At 23.2% G+C, this 21,955-nt stretch carries 20 protein-coding genes and 1 pseudogene; 11 read left to right on the top strand and 10 right to left on the bottom strand.

Going from position 1 to position 21,955, the window contains the following annotated elements; all coding sequences use genetic code 4:
* Positions 1–189: 189 nt before the first annotated feature.
* The 5 genes and pseudogenes from ACQH26_RS09180 (at position 190) to ACQH26_RS09160 (ending at position 2,479) form a co-directional block, all read left to right on the top strand.
* Entirely contained in the window at positions 190–351 is a 162-nt protein-coding gene (locus ACQH26_RS09180; RefSeq protein ID WP_425382323.1) for a hypothetical protein, read from the top strand.
* A gap of 117 nt (positions 352–468) precedes the next feature.
* Positions 469–828 carry a helix-turn-helix domain-containing protein gene (locus ACQH26_RS09175; protein WP_425382322.1) on the top strand — a complete coding sequence of 120 codons (360 nt, stop codon included), beginning with the start codon at positions 469–471 and terminating at the stop codon, positions 826–828.
* A gap of 40 nt (positions 829–868) precedes the next feature.
* Complete coding sequence (locus ACQH26_RS09170) at positions 869–1,357, top strand: IS630 family transposase (RefSeq protein WP_425381862.1); 489 nt, start codon at positions 869–871, stop codon at positions 1,355–1,357.
* 8 nt (positions 1,358–1,365) lie between these two features.
* Positions 1,366–1,830: pseudogene (locus ACQH26_RS09165) on the top strand (transposase); the annotation flags it as partial.
* A gap of 160 nt (positions 1,831–1,990) precedes the next feature.
* The gene (locus tag ACQH26_RS09160; protein ID WP_425381862.1) at positions 1,991–2,479 is read left to right on the top strand and encodes an IS630 family transposase; all 489 of its coding nucleotides are present in this window, start codon (positions 1,991–1,993) and stop codon (positions 2,477–2,479) included.
* Positions 2,480–3,150: 671 nt separating this feature from the next.
* Here the strand turns inward: ACQH26_RS09160 and ACQH26_RS09155 are convergent.
* Entirely contained in the window at positions 3,151–6,219 is a 3,069-nt protein-coding gene (locus ACQH26_RS09155) for a DNA polymerase III subunit alpha (protein WP_425382321.1), read from the bottom strand.
* Positions 6,220–6,772: 553 nt separating this feature from the next.
* On the opposite strand from ACQH26_RS09155, the gene ACQH26_RS09150 reads away from it, so the two are divergent.
* The 3 genes from ACQH26_RS09150 to ACQH26_RS09140 all read left to right on the top strand — a co-directional run bounded on the left by ACQH26_RS09150 (position 6,773) and on the right by ACQH26_RS09140 (position 8,514).
* On the top strand, positions 6,773–7,132 hold the full coding sequence (locus tag ACQH26_RS09150) for a helix-turn-helix domain-containing protein (protein ID WP_425381863.1): 360 nt from the start codon (positions 6,773–6,775) through the stop codon (positions 7,130–7,132).
* Positions 7,133–7,172: 40 nt separating this feature from the next.
* The gene (locus ACQH26_RS09145; protein ID WP_425382320.1) at positions 7,173–7,610 is read left to right on the top strand and encodes an IS630 family transposase; all 438 of its coding nucleotides are present in this window, start codon (positions 7,173–7,175) and stop codon (positions 7,608–7,610) included.
* 235 nt (positions 7,611–7,845) lie between these two features.
* Positions 7,846–8,514 carry an ankyrin repeat domain-containing protein gene (locus tag ACQH26_RS09140; protein ID WP_425382319.1) on the top strand — a complete coding sequence of 223 codons (669 nt, stop codon included), beginning with the start codon at positions 7,846–7,848 and terminating at the stop codon, positions 8,512–8,514.
* Positions 8,515–8,619: 105 nt separating this feature from the next.
* On the opposite strand, the gene thiI is transcribed toward ACQH26_RS09140, so the two are convergent.
* The 7 genes from thiI to ACQH26_RS09105 form a co-directional block, all read right to left on the bottom strand.
* Complete coding sequence (gene thiI / locus ACQH26_RS09135) at positions 8,620–9,792, bottom strand: tRNA uracil 4-sulfurtransferase ThiI (protein WP_425382318.1); 1,173 nt, start codon at positions 9,790–9,792, stop codon at positions 8,620–8,622.
* 23 nt (positions 9,793–9,815) lie between these two features.
* Positions 9,816–11,504 (bottom strand): hypothetical protein, encoded by a 1,689-nt coding sequence (locus ACQH26_RS09130; protein WP_425382317.1) that lies wholly within the window; start codon positions 11,502–11,504, stop codon positions 9,816–9,818.
* Between the two features lie 50 nt (positions 11,505–11,554).
* A complete protein-coding gene (locus tag ACQH26_RS09125) occupies positions 11,555–12,328 on the bottom strand; it encodes a type III pantothenate kinase (RefSeq protein WP_425382316.1) in 774 nt (257 codons plus the stop codon).
* A gap of 2 nt (positions 12,329–12,330) precedes the next feature.
* Positions 12,331–13,005: a diadenylate cyclase gene (locus ACQH26_RS09120; RefSeq protein WP_425382315.1), complete on the bottom strand. Its 675-nt coding sequence runs from the start codon at positions 13,003–13,005 to the stop codon at positions 12,331–12,333.
* 213 nt (positions 13,006–13,218) lie between these two features.
* Positions 13,219–13,773: a hypothetical protein gene (locus ACQH26_RS09115; RefSeq protein WP_425382314.1), complete on the bottom strand. Its 555-nt coding sequence runs from the start codon at positions 13,771–13,773 to the stop codon at positions 13,219–13,221.
* 182 nt (positions 13,774–13,955) lie between these two features.
* Positions 13,956–14,534 carry a guanylate kinase gene (gene gmk, locus ACQH26_RS09110; protein ID WP_338957663.1) on the bottom strand — a complete coding sequence of 193 codons (579 nt, stop codon included), beginning with the start codon at positions 14,532–14,534 and terminating at the stop codon, positions 13,956–13,958.
* A 14-nt stretch (positions 14,535–14,548) separates the two neighbouring features.
* Positions 14,549–15,106 carry an RsmD family RNA methyltransferase gene (locus tag ACQH26_RS09105; protein WP_338957664.1) on the bottom strand — a complete coding sequence of 186 codons (558 nt, stop codon included), beginning with the start codon at positions 15,104–15,106 and terminating at the stop codon, positions 14,549–14,551.
* An 86-nt stretch (positions 15,107–15,192) separates the two neighbouring features.
* Here ACQH26_RS09105 and def point away from each other — a divergent pair, with 86 nt between their 5' ends.
* Together def and ACQH26_RS09095 are read left to right on the top strand one after the other, a co-directional pair.
* A complete protein-coding gene (def, locus tag ACQH26_RS09100) occupies positions 15,193–15,798 on the top strand; it encodes a peptide deformylase (protein WP_425382313.1) in 606 nt (201 codons plus the stop codon).
* A 160-nt stretch (positions 15,799–15,958) separates the two neighbouring features.
* Positions 15,959–17,671, top strand: coding sequence for a ribonuclease J (locus tag ACQH26_RS09095; protein ID WP_425382312.1), 1,713 nt, complete (start codon positions 15,959–15,961; stop codon positions 17,669–17,671).
* Positions 17,672–18,131: 460 nt separating this feature from the next.
* Here ACQH26_RS09095 and typA read toward each other — a convergent pair whose 3' ends face one another.
* A complete protein-coding gene (typA, locus tag ACQH26_RS09090; RefSeq protein ID WP_425382311.1) occupies positions 18,132–19,973 on the bottom strand; it encodes a translational GTPase TypA in 1,842 nt (613 codons plus the stop codon).
* Between the two features lie 74 nt (positions 19,974–20,047).
* Positions 20,048–20,893, bottom strand: a complete 846-nt coding sequence (locus ACQH26_RS09085; RefSeq protein WP_425382310.1) for a hypothetical protein — start codon at positions 20,891–20,893, stop codon at positions 20,048–20,050.
* A 328-nt stretch (positions 20,894–21,221) separates the two neighbouring features.
* On the opposite strand from ACQH26_RS09085, the gene ACQH26_RS09080 reads away from it, so the two are divergent.
* On the top strand, positions 21,222–21,884 hold the full coding sequence (locus ACQH26_RS09080; protein ID WP_425382309.1) for an FMN-dependent NADH-azoreductase: 663 nt from the start codon (positions 21,222–21,224) through the stop codon (positions 21,882–21,884).
* Positions 21,885–21,955: the final 71 nt, after the last annotated feature.

Raw genomic sequence — 21,955 nt, 5'->3', positions numbered from 1 at the left:
ACTAATTTGTTCACTTGTCTACGTAATTAGTGTCCAATAAAGTGTAACCCATCCAATATTGCTGATTTTTATAATAGTTTAACAATTGATGAATTACAAAATATTAATAAAAAGGAAGTTATTAGTAAAAGACAAGATTTTTATAAAAAAGAAGGATTTCTTTTAAATAGTTCATTTAATAGTGGTGAAATGGAAGGTAAAATTGATGTTTGAAATGGACATAATGATTTTAATGGCAAAACAGTTAAAATAGTTTTAGTTTTTAATAAATACTTTATTAATTTAAAAGAATTAAAACAAAAAATGCAAGAATCTAATAACGATACTCAAAAAGATTTATTACAATTATAGCTAACTAAAGTAATGATTACTCATAAATAATGTAAAATAATAATATGTAATTTAAACAGTTTTTGAATTTAAAAGTACAATTCAGCAATAATTAAAATAGATTAGGAAGATTAAATTATGCCAAAACCATACAGTGAAGACTTACTAAGAAAAGTAATAGAAGCTTATGAAAGTAAAAATATGAAAATTAAAGAAATTTGTAAAGTGTTCAATATCACTAGAAAGACTTTATTTTTATGAAGAAAAAGAAAAAAAGAAACTGGGCATATAAAACCAATTTTGAATTATCAAAAAGGACATAGCCACAAAATAAAGGATTTAGATGAATTAAAAAATTATTTAGCAGAAAATAAAGATGTTACAGTTCAAAAAGTAATTGATAAATTTGGAAATATGACTAAAGAAACAGTTTATAACTATTTTAAAAAACTAAATTATACATATAAAAAAAACTTTTCTATATGAACAAAGAGATAAAAATAAACAAGAAGATTTTTTAAAAGAAATAGCTAAAATAATGAATGAAGATTTAGTATATATTGATGAATCTGGAATTGATGATAATGAATTTTATAAATATGGTTGATCTGAAAAAGGTAAAAGATTATTTGATAATAAACCCGCATATAAAATAAAGAGAATGAGTATAATTGGTTCACTAAATAAAGGTAAATTAAAAGCCTTATGAGCATTTGAAGGACATTGCAATAGTAAAATTTTTGAATCATATGTTAAAAATAAACTAATTCCAGTATTAAAGCGTGGACAAATTATAGTTTTAGATAATGCAACGTTTCATAAATCTAAATTAACACAACAATTAATTGAAAATGCTGGATGCAAACTATTATTTCTTCCGCCATATTCTCCTAATTTAAATCCAATTGAACATTTTTGATTTGCTATAAAACATAATATAAGAAAAATATTACCAAATTATTGACCAAATATTAAAAAAGCGATTGATTTTGTTTTTCAAGATATGAGTAAACATTACTTTAGTTAGCTATACCATTAACTTATGTTCAAGTTAATGGTAAATGAAACTATATTTGCTTATTAATTGACCTATTTAACCGCGAAATTATTGGACATAGTGTAGGTACTAGAAAAGATGCCTTATTAGTACATCAAGCATTTATGCAATCAAATCGCTGTTTAAAAGATATTCAAATATTTCATAGTGATTGTGGTAATGAATTTAATAATAAAATTATTGATAAACTTTTACTAGCATTCAATATTACTCGCTCTTTAAGCAAAAAAGGTTGTCCTTATGACAATGCTGTTGCTGAAGCAACTTTTAAAACTTTCAAAACTGAATTTATTAATGATAAAAATTTTAGATCATTAATCCAATTAAAATTAGAATTATTTGATTACATCAATTGATACAACAACATAAGAATCCACAGCACTTTAAACTACTTAACTCCAGTTAATTATCAAAAACAAATGTCTACCAAAAAAAAGTCCTAAAAAGTGTTGCCATTCCAAATTGATAAATTTGGAAATATGACTAAAGAAACAGTTTATAACTATTTTAAAAAACTAAATTATACATATAAAAAAAACTTTTCTATATGAACAAAGAGATAAAAATAAACAAGAAGATTTTTTAAAAGAAATAGCTAAAATAATGAATGAAGATTTAGTATATATTGATGAATCTGGAATTGATGATAATGAATTTTATAAATATGGTTGATCTGAAAAAGGTAAAAGATTATTTGATAATAAACCCGCATATAAAATAAAGAGAATGAGTATAATTGGTTCACTAAATAAAGGTAAATTAAAAGCCTTATGAGCATTTGAAGGACATTGCAATAGTAAAATTTTTGAATCATATGTTAAAAATAAACTAATTCCAGTATTAAAGCGTGGACAAATTATAGTTTTAGATAATGCAACGTTTCATAAATCTAAATTAACACAACAATTAATTGAAAATGCTGGATGCAAACTATTATTTCTTCCGCCATATTCTCCTAATTTAAATCCAATTGAACATTTTTGATTTGCTATAAAACATAATATAAGAAAAATATTACCAAATTATTGACCAAATATTAAAAAAGCGATTGATTTTGTTTTTCAAGATATGAGTAAACATTACTTTAGTTAGCTATAAATATTTTATAATTTAATTTTATTTAATAAAAAATATATTACAATACTTTCCTAACAAATAAAATTAACCTATAAATAAAATATAAGGAGATTTTTAGAAATGAAAATTCAGAAACTTAAAAAAAGAAATTTAATAACACTATCACTATTGATTTTAACTATTTTGGTTATATTTACATCTTTAACCTTAATAGATTTTTTTAACATAAAAAATGATATAAAATATATTCCTTCTTTCTATAATCATTATCGAAAACAAGAAATAATAACAAAAGAAAATGGTTTTAATTTAATAAAAGAACATGGTTTAATTTATATATTAACTAATAATAAATTATATTTTTGTAAACATTACCTCTTTCAAAATATTGTTGAAAACTATAATCTTAAATCATTAGTACAACTAAAAATTGGAATTGTTTTTGCTATAATTTTAAGTCCAATTTTATTATTTATAACTATATTACTAATCTTTTTAAATATTTATTTAAAAATAAAAAAAGTAGATAATAACTTTTGAGATGCTATTGAAAATTGTGAAATTATTAATAATTATTATTTTCATTATTTTTTTTATTTATTATTAGAAATTAAAGTAAGAAACTTAAAAACTATTGATTATATTTATTATTTAATATAGTAAGCATAGATAAAATTATATGCTTACTATAAATTTTTAATTACTCTTGATAAAATTAACTGAATATTATCATTATAAATTTCTACCTTTCCTTCCATTAAAATTACTTTATTAACTTGTAAATATTCTTGGTATATTTGATATAACTTTTCAAAAATCGTTACTTCAATAACATTACTATCATTTTGCATTTCAAAAAAAGCCATTAATTTTTTAGTTTTAGTTTTAATTACTCTAATATTATTGATAACTCCATATACTCTAACATGTTGATCAACATAATTATTAATATATGCTAAATCAATAGCTTTATTATGAGGATCTAATTGCTCTTTTCATAGTAATTTAGGATTATATTTTAAGTAAAGTCCTAATGCACGATGTTCATTAATACTATTATTATTTCAATCATCTTCTCTTTGTAACATAATTGGTTTAGCAATTAAATTAAAATTTAATGATAATTCGCCACTAGTTTCATCTTTTACCTGCACCATATTGGCATATTCTAATGCAGCATCCAAGTTTAATAATAACATTGTTCGATTTGATTGAATATCATCTAAAGCACCAGCGGCAATTAAATGTTCAATGTTTTTACGATTCAAACCAATAAATATTGCTCGAGCACAAAAATTAAAAAAATCTTGAAAAAATCCATTACTAGTACGTTCTTTAATAAGATTACTACAACTACCTTGACTCATTTGCTTAATTGCTTGTAAACTATAACGAATAGCTTTTTTAGCATCATCAATTAAAAAATCAATGCCAGAAAATTGAATTGATGGTGGTAAAACTTTAATTTGATATTTTTGACATTCATTCAAATATTGTAACATTTTTTGATCATTACCAATAACACTGCTTAATAACGATACCATAAATGCCAATGGATAATTTGCTTTTAAATAAACTAAATAATAACTAATTAATGAATAAGCAACAGCATGAGATCGATTAAATCCATAACCAGCAAATTTTTCAATATCTTCTCATATTTTCTTAACAACTCTTGATGAATAACCTCTATTAACAGCACTTTTAATAAATGAGTTTGCTTGTTCTTTCATAACTGTAGTATCTTTTTTACTAATTGCACGACGAATTAAATCAGCTTTTCCTAATGAATAACCAGCAACTTTCTGTAAAATTAATAATATTTGTTCTTGATAAATAATAATGCCATAAGTTGATGCTAAATAAGGTTTTAAATCTTCATGAATATACGCAACTTTTTGTTTTCCTAATTTACGATTAATATAATCTTGAATGTACTCTTGTGGTCCAGGACGAAATAAAGAAGAACTAGCAATAATATCTTCTAAGTTATCAACTTTCATTTTAATTAAAATTTGACGCATTCCTGAAGATTCCAATTGAAAAATACCGGTTGTATCACCATTTTTAATAATGCTAAAACTTTTTTCATCATTTAAAGGAATTTGAGATAATTTTAAATTTAAAAAATAATGTTTACTTACTTGTTGTAAAATATTTTGCAAAATAGTTAAATTACGTAATCCCAAAATATCCATTTTTATCAAACCAAGAGCTTCTAGGGTTTGCATTGGAAATTGCGTTTGATAAATACCTTGAAATCCTAATTGTAATGGAATAGCAGTAACTAATGGTGCACTTGTAATAACGATTCCTGCTGCATGAGTACTAGTTTGTCGTGGAAAACCAAGAATTTCTTTGGTTAAAGTAAACAATAAAGGATACTTATTTGCATATCATGCTAATTTTGGTGATTGTTTAATAGCCATATCTATTTCAAAATTATATTGAATTGGTATTAATTTTGTCATTTCATTAATATCTTCAATATTAACTTGAAAAACTCTTCCCAAATCACGAATTGCCATTTTACTAGCAATTGTTTGAAAAGTAACAATATATGCAACATGTTCTTTGCCATATTTTTGATGAATATATTTAATAACTTCATCTCTTCTTGTATCTTCAAAATCGATATCAATGTCTGGTAATGATATTCGTTCTGGATTTAAAAATCTTTCAAAAATTAAATTATAAGCAATAGGATCAACACCAGTAATTCCTAAAACATATGCCACTAAACTACCAGCAACACTTCCTCTACCTGGTCCAACCATTATATTCTTGCTTTTTGCAAATTTAACATAATCATTAACAATTAAAAAATAATCAGCAAAACCCATTTCATTAATTACTTGTAATTCATATAAAACTCTTTTAACGTATGTTTCAGGAATTTCGCGACTTTGAAAATGCGCTTCTAATCCCTGCTTACATAATTCTTGCAAATATAAATTACTAGTAAGATTATTAGGGCAAGTAAATTTTGGTAAACTTAATTCTGCACTATTTGGCTTATTTTTAGGAAATTTTAAATTACATAATCAAATAACCTTTTCAATGTTTTCAATAATTTTATTTGGATAATGTTGTATTAAATCTTGTTTAGTTTTATATAAAAACTCATTACTTTTTGATAAATCTTCTGATTTTAATGTTTTTTGTTTTTTAATAGCTTGTAAAATTTGATAAGTACGATGTTGTTTTTCATCTAAATATAAAACCAAATCAATTGGAATAATATTAGATGTAATCGATTTTAATAAAGTAATATTATCCATATCACTAGGTACTAAACCAAAATAAACTAGTTCATGACCTGTTGAATTTAAAATATCATAATTATTTTTAATATATCTAATATTTTTGTTATTAGCATGAATAATAACTAAAACTTCACGTGTTTGATTAAGATATTTTTTTACATCATTAGTAGTAACAATATTATTATTAGTACTAATAATAGTAGAAAGTTCTATTAATCTTTGATAACCAGCATATGAAGTTGCCATAATAGTTAATTCAACTTTATCACTAGCACTTTCTCAAACACAATTTAAACCAATTAATGGTTTAATATCATTCTCTATACATAAATTACAAAATTCATAAGCACCATACATTATATTTTTATCTACTAAAGATAGAACTTTTAAATTATTTTTTTTAGCAAATTCAATATAATCACTTATTTTAATAGTTGATGAAAGAAATGAATAATTAGAACGAACATTTAAATTAACTATATATTTCATACTATCTCCTACAATTCTTGAATGACTTATATTACAAGTTAATTTTAACATAATTTTATCTTGCTAGGTTATTCTTAAGTTATTGTTTTCGATACAAACCTATTTAAAACACTTAAAATAAACTTCTTTAGAAATAAAATTTATATTAAAAAAGAAAAAATAAACATTATTTTTTTCAATAATTAATAATAAATAATTTGGAAAAATTATAATATATTTTTTGAATATTAAAACCAATAATATGCTAAAATCTGCATAAACTTAATACAAGTTTTCAACTTATTACTTCATTTTAAAGTAAGTGAGTTTGTTATTTTTAATCAAATAAGGAGAAAAAAATGGATATTCAAAATATTAATTTAATAAAAGCTGCTAAAAGTGGTGATCTACAAGTAATTAAAAAAATAATTAAAAATGGTTGCAATGTTAATTATAGCTAACTAAAGTAATATTTACTCATAAATAATGTAAAATAATAATATGTAATTTAAACAGTTTTTGAATTTAAAAGTACAATTCAGCAATAATTAAAATAGATTAGGAAGATTAAATTATGCCAAAACCATACAGTGAAGACTTACGAAGAAAAGTAATAGAAGCTTATGAAAGTAAAAATATGAAAATTAAAGAAATTTGTAAAGTGTTCAATATCACTAGAAAGACTTTATTTTTATGAAGAAAAAGAAAAAAAGAAACTGGGCATATAAAACCAATTTTGAATTATCAAAAAGGACATAGCCACAAAATAAAGGATTTAGATGAATTAAAAAATTATTTAGCAGAAAATAAAGATGTTACAGTTCAAAAAGTAATTGATAAATTTGGAAATATGACTAAAGAAACAGTTTATAACTATTTTAAAAAACTAAATTATACATATAAAAAAAACTTTTCTATATGAACAAAGAGATAAAAATAAACAAGAAGATTTTTTAAAAGAAATAGCTAAAATAATGAATGAAGATTTAGTATATATTGATGAATCTGGAATTGATGATAATGAATTTTATAAATATGGTTGATCTGAAAAAGGTAAAAGATTATTTGATAATAAACCCGCATATAAAATAAAGAGAATGAGTATAATTGGTTCACTAAATAAAGGTAAATTAAAAGCCTTATGAGCATTTGAAGGACATTGCAATAGTAAAATTTTTGAATCATATGTTAAAAATAAACTAATTCCAGTATTAAAGCGTGGACAAATTATAGTTTTAGATAATGCAACGTTTCATAAATCTAAATTAACACAACAATTAATTGAAAATGCTGGATGCAAACTATTATTTCTTCCGCCATATTCTCCTAATTTAAATCCAATTGAACATTTTTGATTTGCTATAAAACATAATATAAGAACCTGTTTAGGATCTTTTTTGATTAATTTTTAATAAAATTTATATTATAATGGTTATTTTATAATAAAAAATAGATTTTTAGTCGATAAGTTTTCAAATGATAAAATCTTTTTAACAAAAAAATGAAAAAGAAAATAAATTATTGGTTAAGTACCTATTTATAAATGATTATTTCTTGTTTTAGTTAAATTCTATTAAAAAGATCCTAAACAGGTTCTAAGAAAAATATTACCAAATTATTGACCAAATATTAAAAAAGCTATTGATTTTGTTTTTCAAGATATGAGTAAACATTACTTTAGTTAGCTATATATGCGATGATATAACCGCTTTAATATGAGCAGCGCAAAATGGTCATTTAGATGTAGTTAATATCTTAATAGATAATGATGTTAATATTTATCATGTAGTTAAAAATAGACCTGATCCTTGAATATTAAATAATATTAATGGACAAATAATTATAGCCAAATATTTAAAAACAAATGGTTATTATAACTATGCTAATCTTTTACTAGATACTATTGAAAATGGTGATACAGCTTTAACAATAGCTGCTAAAAACAAACACCCAAAAATAGTTGAAAGATTAGCCTATGAAATTTATGAACAAGAAATAAAACAACGATATAAATTTGGATTACCTACTATTCTTAATGTTACAACCAATAAAAATAATTTTGAAGTTAAATCTCTTCAAGAATTAGCAAATGAAGTACAAAAAATAACAACAAATATTGATTTTAGAGAACCAAATCCATATCAAAAATTACAAATAAATTTAAAACTTGCTCAATTAGAAATTGATAAGAAAAAAATAAATGAAATCAATAAAAGAATTGAAAAAACAAAATTATTAGTAAATGAAATAAATGCAATCGATTTACAAAATCAACCTTCAACAAGTAATCAAAATACTTATTGTAATATTTTATAGTTTACTATTAAAAAATAACAAAAAGAGTGAAACTTCACTCTTTTTTTATATTTAAAGTAAATAAACTGCAATTTATTAAAACTATTAAATTATTAATAAATTTATTTATATTTTTTCAATATCTTTAAAACTATTTATTAAAATTTGTTCTCAATCAATTATTTGCTTTAAATAATTTTCTAAAAGTTCACATTCTTTAATCTTTGGTTGTGTAACAGGGTTTTTGGGAACAAATAATGAACAACAATCAGCGAATGGTAAAATTGATGTTTCATAAGTACCAATTTTTTTAGCAAGATTAATAATATCAACTTTATCTTCGGCAATTAAACTACGCAAAATTGGTAAATTGCTAACAATATTAATAGCATTAATACTTGCTAATGTTTGTGAAGCAACCTGACCAATTGCTTCACCAGTTGCTAATGCTTGAATTTTATATTTTTCTGCAAATAAACTAGCAATTCTAATAAACATTCTACGCATTAAAGTAATAGCATAACTTTCTTTCTTAATATGACTTAATTCATTTTGCAAGTTGATAAAATTACAAATATATAAATTTTTACTGCCAGCATTATAAGGTGCTAAAATTTGAACTAAAGTTTCTACTTTTTTTAATGCTGTTGGTAAAGTAAAAGGTGGAGTAGCAAAATGTAAATATTGAACTTGTAATCCTCGTTTCATTAATTTATATGCTGCTACAGGGGAATCAATACCACCGCTCAATAATAATAACACTTTCCCTGAACTACCTACTGGAAATCCACCAGCACCAATAATTTTATTTGCAAATAAATAAATATCATCCTTATTAACTTTGATATTTATTTTTAAATCAGGATTAGTAACATTAACTTTTAAATCTGTTTTCTTTAAAATTATAGAAGCTATAATTTTAACTATTTGTTCTGAATTTAATGAAAAACCCTTATCACTACGACTAACAAAAAGTTTAAATGTTTTAAAATTTGTTAGATCTTGACTTAAAATTAATGATATTACTTTTTTTGATAATATTTCCATATTTTTAGCAATTCTAAAAGCAGGTGATAATGAACTAATACCAAATATTTTCACCAAAATATTAATAACATCATTCATTACATCAAGAGATAAATTGGTTAGTTCCATCCGATCATGAAAATGAATAATATTTATTTGTTTATAATCACTAAGAGCATACTTAATATTTATTTTTAATTGTTTAATAAAATCAATCCGATTTTTACTTTTAGTTGTTAATTCACCATAACGAATAATAATAATTGGTACCATTTAATTTTCCTCTTTTTTAAAATTTATTCCATTAATTCCAATAATAATGTTAATGCTTTTTGATTATGATTATTAGTGATATTATTTTCAATTTCATTAAATTTACTATTAAGTTGCTGATTAATTGAACGATGACGGTTAGCATAAACAAGAGTTAAATGTGATAATTTATGAATAGTAATTTCCATTTTTAATTCAGTATAAAGATGAAAAATTTTATTTTGTAAATCATTAAATTTACTAAAAGAAGAATTATCATAATTTCCATTTTTAAAATTTAAAATAGTATCATTTATTAAATATTGTAAATCACTAAACTTTTCTTTATAAATTTCATTTAAATAATAAAAATTAATATTATTTAAAATATTATCAATTTGTAACATCATTGAATTGATTTTATCAACATAAGTTTTAAATTTAATTTTTGCTTTATTTTGTTCATTCAACAATTTATTATACTCTTTTAAACTATTAAAAACAACAATACTATTTTCAAATAACGCCGCTAATAACATCACTAATGTTTCATAACTAGTATTTTTTATTGATTTTTGATGTTCTATGATTAATAAATTATCAAAATGATTAACAGAAGCAAGTTGTTTATTAATAATAGTTTCTAAGTTAGTTATTTTGCTATTTTCTATCATTTTAGAATTAATTTTATTTGAAAGAGCAATTTCATTTTTAATAGTTTCAAATATTTCATTAAAATTAAAACTCATAACTAAAAATTTTTCATAATTTTGTTTAAAAATATTATAAAATATTTGTTCTTTATCAATTTTATTACTAAAAGTGGCAATTAATTTTAATATTTCTTGAGTGTTAACCTTAGCTTTTTTGTATTGTAAATTATTAATTTGTTTATTAATAAAACTTAACTTTTCATCAACGTTTGCTACTAATTGTTCGTATTGTAAAAGTAAAGTATTATTTATTTTTATCATTTGATATTTATTTTTTAAGGCAGCCATTTTCTGTTTAATTTCATATGTTATAATATAACGAAGTGTTGGTAAATTATCTAAAATTTCTGCCAATGTTACAATAGCAATCGCAATCTCACTTAAAATAGTAATAATTTGACTAACATTAATAGCATTAATATTTGTTTCTAATTCTTTAAACATATCATTAATTATTTTAATAACTTCATCTAATTGTTCTCGATTAAGATCGTTTTGTAAATTAATCTTGATCATTTGATCTTGTAAATAATTAAAATTTTGTTTAAAAAATAATTGATATTCTCGTAATAATTGATCAATACTAATAAAATAATCTATTTCAATTGTTAATAACTGCAAATGATTTTTTAAATTATTACTCTTATTATGCATTCTATACATTAATTTATATCTTTTTCATAATTCTTTATTATTTTGTAATTTTAAAATTTGAATATAATTTTTAAAAATCTTATTTAAATCTTTTTTTAAAAAAAGATTATAACGACTAATTCAAATTCCTAAAATAGAACTATATTGTTCATTTGCTTGTACCATTTGATTAATACGATTTAATCTTTCTTTAATATTAATATTTTGAATATATTGCAAATTTTTATAAACCATAAATTGTTTATTTTTATACGAACTAAAAATTACTAATAAACTTGTTAAAACGATAATAGTAAAAATTAATAAACTAATAATAGTTATTATAATAATTTGTGCACTAGTTAATTTATAAATTTTTATTAACATCAACATAGTTTTTTTCTCCTTTCCTTATATTTTAAATATATTAAAAGATATTAATCTTTTATTTTATTATTACTTCTAAAATATTTAATAATATCAACTAAACCTAAAAATAACATTTGTGGTTCATAAATATAAGAAAAATTAAAATAAGATTTTAAAATAGGTACACTACCTCCTGTTAAAATTACAGGTAAACTAATATTTGTTTCATTTTGAATTCTAGCAACTATACTATTAATCATTGCACTAAAACCATAACCATAACCAATTGATAAAGCATGATTAGTATTTTTACCTAACATTGATTGATAATGTTGCATTTCAAAATCGACAAGTAAAGCAGCATTATCAATCAATGCATCTTTACTTGTACTAAATCCAGGTCCAATAATAACGCCAACCAAAACATCATTAACAACAATACTATAGGTAGTAGCAGTTCCCAAACTAACAACTATCGCATTGTGATACTTAGTATAAGCAGCATATGATAATGCTATCAAATCACTACCTAATTGACGATTTTCTAAATTAAGTTTTAAAGGTAAAGAACTTAGTAAATTAAAATCAACAATTAACGGTTTTAAATTATATGTAAAAACAATTAATTTCTCTATTATTATTAAAAAATTTGGAACAACACAACTAATAACAGCTTCTTCAAAATGTAATTTTTTATTTAATTTAAATGCTTTTTTCAATTGATCAATTGCAGTTTTACTTTTGGTTTCTATTACTGCTCATTGTTCAATAATTTCACTATCATTAATCATAGCAATCTTAATTAATGTATTACCAATATCTACTAATAACAAACTTTTCATTATTATACTTGTTGAACCATTTCTTTAGTTGAAGCTAATTCATCATATAGTGTACGAACAAGATTATTTAAGTTTTCAACTTGTAAAAACTTACCACTACGAGCTATTGAAACAGAACCATTAGTTTCACTGACAATAACTGATACTGCATCAGTTTGTTCTGATATTCCAATAGCAGCACGATGACGTGAACCAAATTGACTAGATATTTTTTTATTAGTTAGTGGAAAATAAGTAGAGGCACATTCAATACGACCTAAACGAATAATAACTGCACCATCATGCAATGGTGAACCTTTAATAAAAATAGACTGTAATAGTTGTGAAGTAACTTCACCATCAATTTTTAGTCCCAAATCAGTATATTCATTTAATGAAACATTCCTTTCAATAGTAATTAGTGCTCCAATTTTTTCTTCTGCTAATTTAATCACTGCTTCTGCTAAAACACTTGCTAACATTCTTTTTTCTGAAGTTGCTAGTAGTTTCATATGAGATTTATTTCTTGTTGTTCATCAAACTTTTTTAGCACGAATAAAAGTATTCATAACTATTAAAATAAGAATTGTCATTAATAAAGAAATGGTTATTCCAAATAAAACCGCTATTTCAGCAATAACTGTTCCAATATCTGCTGAAATTACAGTCGAAATAATATTTAACGGTAATACACTCATATTAAATACCACCATTCCTTTATTTTTTGATTCTACTACTTTAATTATAAAGTAAAAAAATTATTTTTGATATTATTAGTATAACAACTTATCATAATTTACAAAATACTCCTTTTAAAAATAAATTTAAAAGGAGTATTAATATTACTAATAATTTTAGATTTTACCTTATATAAGTTTATAAAATTATTATTTGTTAATTATCTTTATTTACTATAAATTTGGTACAGTGTTATGAACATTATTTTTATTTACTACCGATAATGCTGGTAAATTCTCATTTACTTCTGCTTTTATTGAAAAATCATTATCACTATCTTTACTATTTCATCTTGAAGATAATTTAGTTTGTAATTCTTCAATTAATTTTAGTGAATTTGATAGTTTTTCCTGTAATCATACTGATGCTACTGATATATCTGTAATTGTTACTGTTGCTGGTTCTGTTTTTAATTTTTCTAATTTTTCTGATGCATTTGATAATTGTTCTTCTAATTTTTTTAAAGATTCTACTAATTCTTTTAATATTTCATCTTCTCATACTTTTTCTTTTAATGTTTGTAATGTTTGTAATACTTTTAATGCTGTTAATACTTTTGTTTCTAATGTTTTTATATCTTGTAGTTTAATATTTTCTGTCTCATCTTTTAATTTTTCTTTTGCTTTATTTTTTGTCTTACTGGTTTTGATTGATTCTATTCCTTCATATATTACTTTCCCTAACCCAACTAGTGTTTTCAGCAAGATTGCAATTGATTTAGCGTCCATATTTTATTCACCTTTTTCTAATTAAATAAAAAATCTACTACTTTAAAATTAAAATAATAGGTTTAAAAACTTATTAAGTTTATAAAATTATTGTAATATAGTTTTTTATAATATTATATTTTTATACTAATTAACACCATTAAATGTTTTTAATATTTAATTCTAAACTATCAAATCAAAAACTAATTAATATTATTTTTAATAATATCTGTTATTTCTTTAACAGCAATATCTAAGTCATCATTAATAACAATATAATCATATTCATGTTGAACTTTAAATTCTTCTTTTGCTTTATTTAACCTTTTCTCAATAATTGCTTCTGACTCACTAGCACGCATACGAATTCTTTGTTCTAATTCTTGATAAGAAGGAGGCATAATAAAAATACTCATAATATCATTGCGATGTTCATAATTTTTTAAAACTTGACTAGCACCATCAACCTCAATTTCCAAAATAACATTATAACCTTGATTTTGCAAATTTAAAACATAACTCTTACTAGTACCATAGTAATTACCAATAAAATTTGTATATTCTAAAAAATCATTACCTTTAACATGATTTAAAAAAGTTGATACATCAACAAAAAAATAATTAATGCCATCTTGTTCTTTATTACGTGGTTTTCTTGTTGTCATCGAAACTGAATATGCTAAATTTAATGATTTATCAGCAAATAATTTAGCAATAATTGCACCCTTACCAACACCACTTGGTCCAGAAAGAATAATTAATTTTCCTTTTTTTTGTGCCATTTACATTCTACTTTCTACTTTTCATAAAATTGAATTATTTTAATATATATTTTACCGTATTTTTTATTAGATACTACTTTAAAATGGAAATTTAATTGTAAATTTTCAAGTGGTACATTTGTTTCTAAAACAATTAAAGCATTATTAGCAAGTAAATTATTTTTATAAAAGAAATCAATAATTCACTGTTGACAAGTAATATTTGCAAACGGTGGATCAATAAAAACAATATCACACTGTTGTACTAGTGTTTTACTAAAAATTTGATAATCCAAATTACTTAATTTAACTTGTTCTTGTAAATTACAAGCAAAACAATTTTGATTAATAATATTACAAGCAGCTTTGTTAATATCATTTGCAAAAGCAAATTTTGCCCCTCGTGATAAACTTTCAAGAATTAAATTACCACTTCCAGCAAATAAATCAACAACAATTTTATCTTCAAAACTACAATAATTTAACATAATATTAAAAATATTTTCTTTAATTCGATTTAATGTTGGCCGTGTTGATAAACCATCTAAAGTAATTATTTTTTTTCCTTTTAATTTTCCAGCAATAATTTTCATGTTTTCTCCAAAATTTAGTTTATAATAACTTTATCATTAAATTTGATAAAAGCAAATTAGTTTAATTTATTATTTATTACAAACTGATGAAAGGATCTGCAATGTTAAAAAAATTACAAAACGAAGTACCATCAGCATCTTGAATTACTGAAGATACAAAACCTAGTTTATTAAAACCTTGTGCTGATGTTATTTTACCCTTAACACCTAAAGATGAAAATATTATGAAACGTATGATTGATTGAATAAAAGCATCACAAGATAAAGAATTTAATGCTAACAACATTTTAACCGAAGCTATTGGTATTGCTGCACCACAAATTGGAGAAAATATAAAAATGTATTATATTTTATTACCAATTCCTGATAAAAATGAAAAGATTATTTACTATGAACATGCATTAATAAATCCAAAAATCATTGGTAAAAGCGAACAAATAGCTTATTTAAAAAAAGGTGAAGGTTGTTTAAGTGTAACTAATCACCCTCATGAAGGTTTAGTTCCACGTAATTATAAAATCAATGTTACAGGTTATGACTATTTAAAAAAGAAGAAAGTAACTTTAACTGTTAGAGGTTATGAAGCAATTGTTTTTCAACATGAGCAAGACCATTTAGAAGGAAAACTCTTTTATCATCACATTAATAAGGATAATCCTTGACTTAATGATGATAAATGGATTATGATATAAAGTAGAATGATAAACTTAAGTTTTTAAATTGTTTTATTATAGTTAAATATAATATACCAAATAAGTAATAAGTAAAAATATGATTAAATTCATTACATTTTTTTATGTTATGTTTTATGTTATTTTCTTATAATTTTAAAATGAATGAAGGAGAAAAAATATGAGTGATACATCCACAAAAAATACTATGCCAGTTAAAAAGTTCGTCACGAAAATCTTTGCGCTTGGTGGGCTAGAAGAAGTTGGAAAAAATACTTATGTAATTGAACAAGATAATGAAATTATTATTATTGATGCTGGAGTAAAATTTGCTGATGCTTCTATGCCAGGAATTGAAGCAGTAATTCCTGATTATAGCTACCTAAAAGAAAATAAACATAAAATTAAAGGAATATTTATTACTCATGGTCATGAAGATCATATTGGTGGTATACCATACTTATTAAAAGAAATTAGTGATATTCCGGCTATCTACGCTCCTAATTTAGCAGCAGCTTTAATTCGTCATAAAATTAAAGACAAAGGAATAAAATCAAAAATAAAAATAAATATTGTTGATGGTAATAGTAAAATTAAAACTAACAGATTTATTATTAGTTTCTTTGCTGTTAATCATTCAATTCCTGATGCATATGGAATTTGTGTAGAAAATTCAAATGGAACTGTTGTTACAACAGGTGATTATAAATTTGATTGAACACCTTTGGGTCATAAGGCAGATATTGATAAAATGGCACAAATGGGTCAAAAAGGAGTAACATTATTTTTAGCAGATTCAACCAATGCTGAAGTACCCGGTTATACAATGACAGAAATGCTTGTTGTTAAAAGAATTAGTGAAATATTTGCTAAAGCGAAGGGCAGAATTTTAATTTCTACTTTTGCTTCTAATGTACACCGTTTACAACAAATTATTGAAGTTGCAACAAAACATAATAGAAAAGTTATTGTTGTTGGAAGAAGTTTAGAAAGAATAGTTAATGTTATTCGTCAAATGGGACATTTAAAAGTTCGTGATAGTTCATTTATTAAAGCAGAAGAAGCTAAAAAATATGATAATAATCAAATTGTTATTATTTGTACGGGTTCCCAAGGTGAACCAATGGCAGCATTATCAAGAATTGCTAATCGCGAACATCGTCAAATAAAAATTATACCCGGTGATACAGTAATATTCTCTTCATCGGCAATTCCCGGTAACCGTGCTGACGTTGAAAGAGTAGTTAATAAACTAACACGACTTAGTGCGATTGTTGAAGAAAATTCACCATTAAATTGATTACATACTTCTGGTCATGCTTCACAAGAAGAACAAAAACTAATGTTAAATTTAATTAAACCATCATACTTTATGCCAATGCATGGTGATTATCGAATGTTAAAAGTTCATAAAGAAACAGCTGTATCAATCGGAATCCCCGAAGAAAATATATTTATTTGTGCTAATGGTGATCCAATTATTATGGATAATGGTAAATGTTCTTTAAGTGATAAACGCATTGCTGCCGATCCTATTTATGTTGATGGTGGAAAAGATATGTCAGGAGTAACAACTGCTGCAGTAATCCGTGATAGACAAATTCTTTCTAAAGATGGTTTAATTGCAATTGTTGTTTCTATTGATTCACAAAATAATAAATTATTAGCACCACCAACATTTATTTCTCGCGGTTCTTTCTATGTTCGCGATGCAGCACCTTTAGTATCTGAAGCAATATCATTACTAACAAAAGCTATTAATGAAGTATTAAAAAGCGAAAGACCTACTTTTGCCACAATAAAAAATGCTATCAAATCAACATTAGCACCTTATATATTTAAAAAGAAAAGAAGAAACCCTTTAATTATTCCTGTTATATTAAATAAAAAATAGTTTTAAAAACTATTTTTTATTTTTTTGATATATTTTATTAAAATAATTAGCATTGAGTATGATGTTATTATTAAGGGTTAACTATTAATTCTTCTCCTACAAAAATCATAAATTCACCGATTTTAAATCTAAGAACCTGTTTAGGATCTTTTTTGATTAATTTTTAATAAAATTTATATTATAATGGTTATTTTATAATAAAAAATAGATTTTTAGTCGATAAGTTTTCAAATGATAAAATCTTTTTAACAAAAAAATGAAAAAGAAAATAAATTATTGGTTAAGTACCTATTTATAAATGATTATTTCTTGTTTTAGTTAAATTCTATTAAAAAGATCCTAAACAGGTTCTAACTGTAATTTTATCAGTGGCTATAAAATTACCTGTTGATTTAGAGTATCTACAGTTAACTGTGTAAATTATAATCCTTTTAATCTTTAAACAAAAAAATCGTAAGTATTACTTACGATTTTTTTGTTTACGTTCATTTTCAGTCAAGAATTTTTTACGCATACGAATATTTTGTGGTGTTACTTCAACTAATTCATCGCTAGCAATAAATTCTAAAGATTCTTCTAAACTAAAAATAGTTGGTGTTGTTAATCTAACAGCTTCATCATTACCTGAACTTCTAGTATTTGTTAATTGTTTTGCTTTACAAGGATTAACATCTAAATCTTTATCACGATTACTTAAACCAATAATCATTCCTTCATACACTTTAGTTTGTGGTTTAACAAATAAAGTACCACGTTCTTCTAAAGAATTTAAAGCATAAGGTAATGTTGTCCCTGTAATCATACTTACTAGAACGCCATTTCTATTATTATTAATTTCGCCTTTTAATGGTTCATATGTAAGGAAACTACGAACCATAACACCCGTTCCGCGAGTAATATTAACGTATTGACGACCAAATCCAATTAATCCTCTTGTTGGAATATGAAAAATAATTTTATCACGAACATTATCAGAATCCATATTAGTCATAATACCTTTTCTTAGATTTAAATTATTAATAACAGTACTACTATATTCAGTAGGATGATTTAAAATAATTTCTTCCACTGGTTCAGTGGTGTGTCCTTTTTCATCTTTTTTAAATACTACTTCCGGTTTAGAAATACCTAATTCAAAGCCTTCGCGACGCATATTTTCAATTAAAACAGATAAATGTAATTCACCATGACCAAAAACTTTAAAACCATCAGCATTACTTCCAGATAATTGTTCTATTTTTAAACCAACATTAGTTTCTAATTCTCTTGTTAAACGTTCTTTAATTTTATTACTAGTTACTAGTTTACCTTCAGTTCCAGAAAATAGTGAATTATTGACAAGGAAATTCATTGACATTGTTGGAGCTTGGATTGTAATTGGTTCCATTGGCACAACATTATCTTTATCACAAATAGTATTACCAATTGTTATATTTTCAATACCTGCTATGCAAACAATATCACCAGCAACAGCGTTTTTAACAGCTACTCGTTTTAATCCTTGATAAACAAATAAATATTTTACTTTTGCTTTTCTTTTTAAATCATAATCATCAACAACAATTATTTCTTGTCCTTCAGAAATAGTACCTTGAAATAATCTACCAATTCCAATTCTGCCAATAAAACTATCATAATCTAATGAACTAATTTGCATTTGTAAGGGCTCATTATATTTTACTAATTTAGAAATTTTAGCATGTTTAATAATTGTTTCAAATAATGGTTCTAAATTTTCACTTGATTGATTCAGTTCATATTGGGCAATACCTTGTTTAGTAATTCCATAAAGTGTTGGAAAGTCTAACTGTTCATCATTAGCATTTAATTCCATAAAAAGTTCTAATACTTCATCTTTTACTTCTTCAATTCTTTGGTCCTTTTTATCAATTTTGTTAATCATTAAAATTGGATTTAAGTTATGTTCTAGTGCTTTTTGCAATACAAAACGAGTTTGTGGCATTGGTCCTTCAACACTATCAACTAGTAAAATAACACAGTCTACTGTTTTCATAATTCTTTCAACTTCAGAGGAAAAGTCAGCATGACCAGGTGTATCAATAATATTAATTTTTGTATTACCATGCATGATTGAACAATTTTTAGAATAAATAGTAATTCCTCGTTGACGTTCTTGATCATTACTATCCATTATTTGTTCAACAATAACTTGGTTTTGATGAAAAATATTTGATTGCTTTAATAAAGCATCAACTAATGTTGACTTTCCAACATCGACGTGTGCTATCACTGCAATATTAATAATTTTTTGTTCAGCAGAAACTTTTTCTTGTTCAGACATTATTCATTCTCCGTTATTCTTAAATTTTGACATTATATAAATTATACGCAATATTTTTAAATTTAGTAAAATAATTAAAAAAATAATTTATTAAAAGTGATTTTTTTGACATATAATAATTGTCTAAATGTTATGATTTGTGATTTTTTTTCATTTTCATCAGTTTTATTTCTATATGTACTTTTATCATTATTGTTTAAAAAATTATTTTGTTGAATTTGTTGGCTTAATAAGTATGTTTGTATATCATTAAAATTATTTGTATATATAAAACTGCTACTAGGTTTTGATATTTTTATTTCGATAAATAAACTGTCTTTAGTGTGTGTTTCTAATTTATTATTATAATGTTTTTTAATAATTAAAGATGTGTTAATTTTTGTTGTTAATTCTCATATTTGATTTTTATTTGGTAATGATAAATCTAATGGTTCTTGTTGTAGTCTTTGTTTTTTACTTGATAGTGATAAATCTAATGGTTTTTCATTTTTTAATTGTTCTGAAAATTGATGAGATATTGTAAATAAATATTGTAATTCTTCATCTGTTATGTTTTCTTGATTTATTAATTCACCTACAAATAAATTTAATTCACTTAATATTTCAAATAATTGTTGAGGTTCTTTTTTATATTTATTAATAAAAAAAATAAATTTTTTTATTTGTGTTAAATATTTGTTTAAAATTTTATTTAATTTCTTTTTTATCTTTTTGTTTTTATTGAATTTTCTTTGAATTTTATTTCTATATTTTCTATTATTTTCTAATTCTAAAAAATATTTTTGTTGTTTATATAAATCATTATTCATACTCGCAATTGCATTAGTTATTTCAGAAATTTTAAATCTGTAATTAATTAAAGTACTAATTTTAAAATTTCTATTCATCAATTCAAGTAATTTTTGTTTTCTTTGATTCATATTTTTACCTCTTTCCATTTTTTTGATAGTCTGGTCTCAAATTTCTTAATAATTATAATTTGTGTACAAGTACTAAAATTTCTATAATAACTAACTTATATCTATTTTTTAGATTTAATATTTATTTAATTTAAAATTTTTCTATAAACTTTTTTAAAAGTTTTACACACTTTAATAATAACACTTTATAGAAATTGATAAAATTATAATAAATATTTCATTTTTTTTATAAAACTATATTTTTATTTATTATTTTTTAAAAAATAATAAATAAAAACTGATAAAATCAAATTACAAAGTTATTTTAGATATTTCGGAGGCAAAAATAATGGCAAATAAAGTATTAGTAATTCGTTCTTCTATGATTAAAAAAGAACTATCTTATTCTGAAAGTTTAGTATCTCGTTTTATTAAATATTATCGTGAATTTCATCCAGAAGATTCAATAATTGAATTAGATTTAAATCAAATACCAATGGCAAGTATTACTATTACGCAAAAAAACTTTACTTCATATTTTAATGAAAAAGATTCTGATTATTATATTAATCAGCTAAAAAATGTTAATAAAGTTATATATACAACACCAATGACAAATTTTAATGTTACTAGCATGACAAAAAATTATTTAGATCACATCTTAGTTGCTGGTAAAACTTTTGATTATAAATATACCAAACAAGGTGAAGCTAGAGGATTATTACCACATTTAAAAGTTCAAATTTTGGCGACACAAGGAGCACCATATGGTTGATATTTATGAGGCAATCACGCAACTTATTTAAAAGGAACATGAGAATTTGTAGGTGCTAAAGTAGTAGAACCAATTCTTATTTGTGGTACTAAGGTTCAAGAACTTCATCAAAATGATGCTAATTTACTTATTGGTTCTAAAATATTAGCAAAAGGTGGAGGTTTGCCGACATTAGGACCAGAAAAAACGATGGATAAATTTGAACAGTATATTAAAGAAGCAGCAAAAAAGTTTTAACTTTAAAAAATAAAAATTTTTAGTCAAAAAAATATAATTTTTGTGAATTTACCTTCAAAAAGTAGTAAAGT

Source organism: Spiroplasma endosymbiont of Melieria omissa (genome assembly GCF_964031175.1).
In the GTDB taxonomy this organism is placed as follows: Bacteria; Bacillota_I; Bacilli_A; order Mycoplasmatales; family VBWQ01; genus Spiroplasma_E; species Spiroplasma_E ixodetis_A.
The sequence above is the reverse complement of the archived record's forward strand: the minus strand, read 5'-3'. Positions and strand labels throughout refer to the sequence as shown.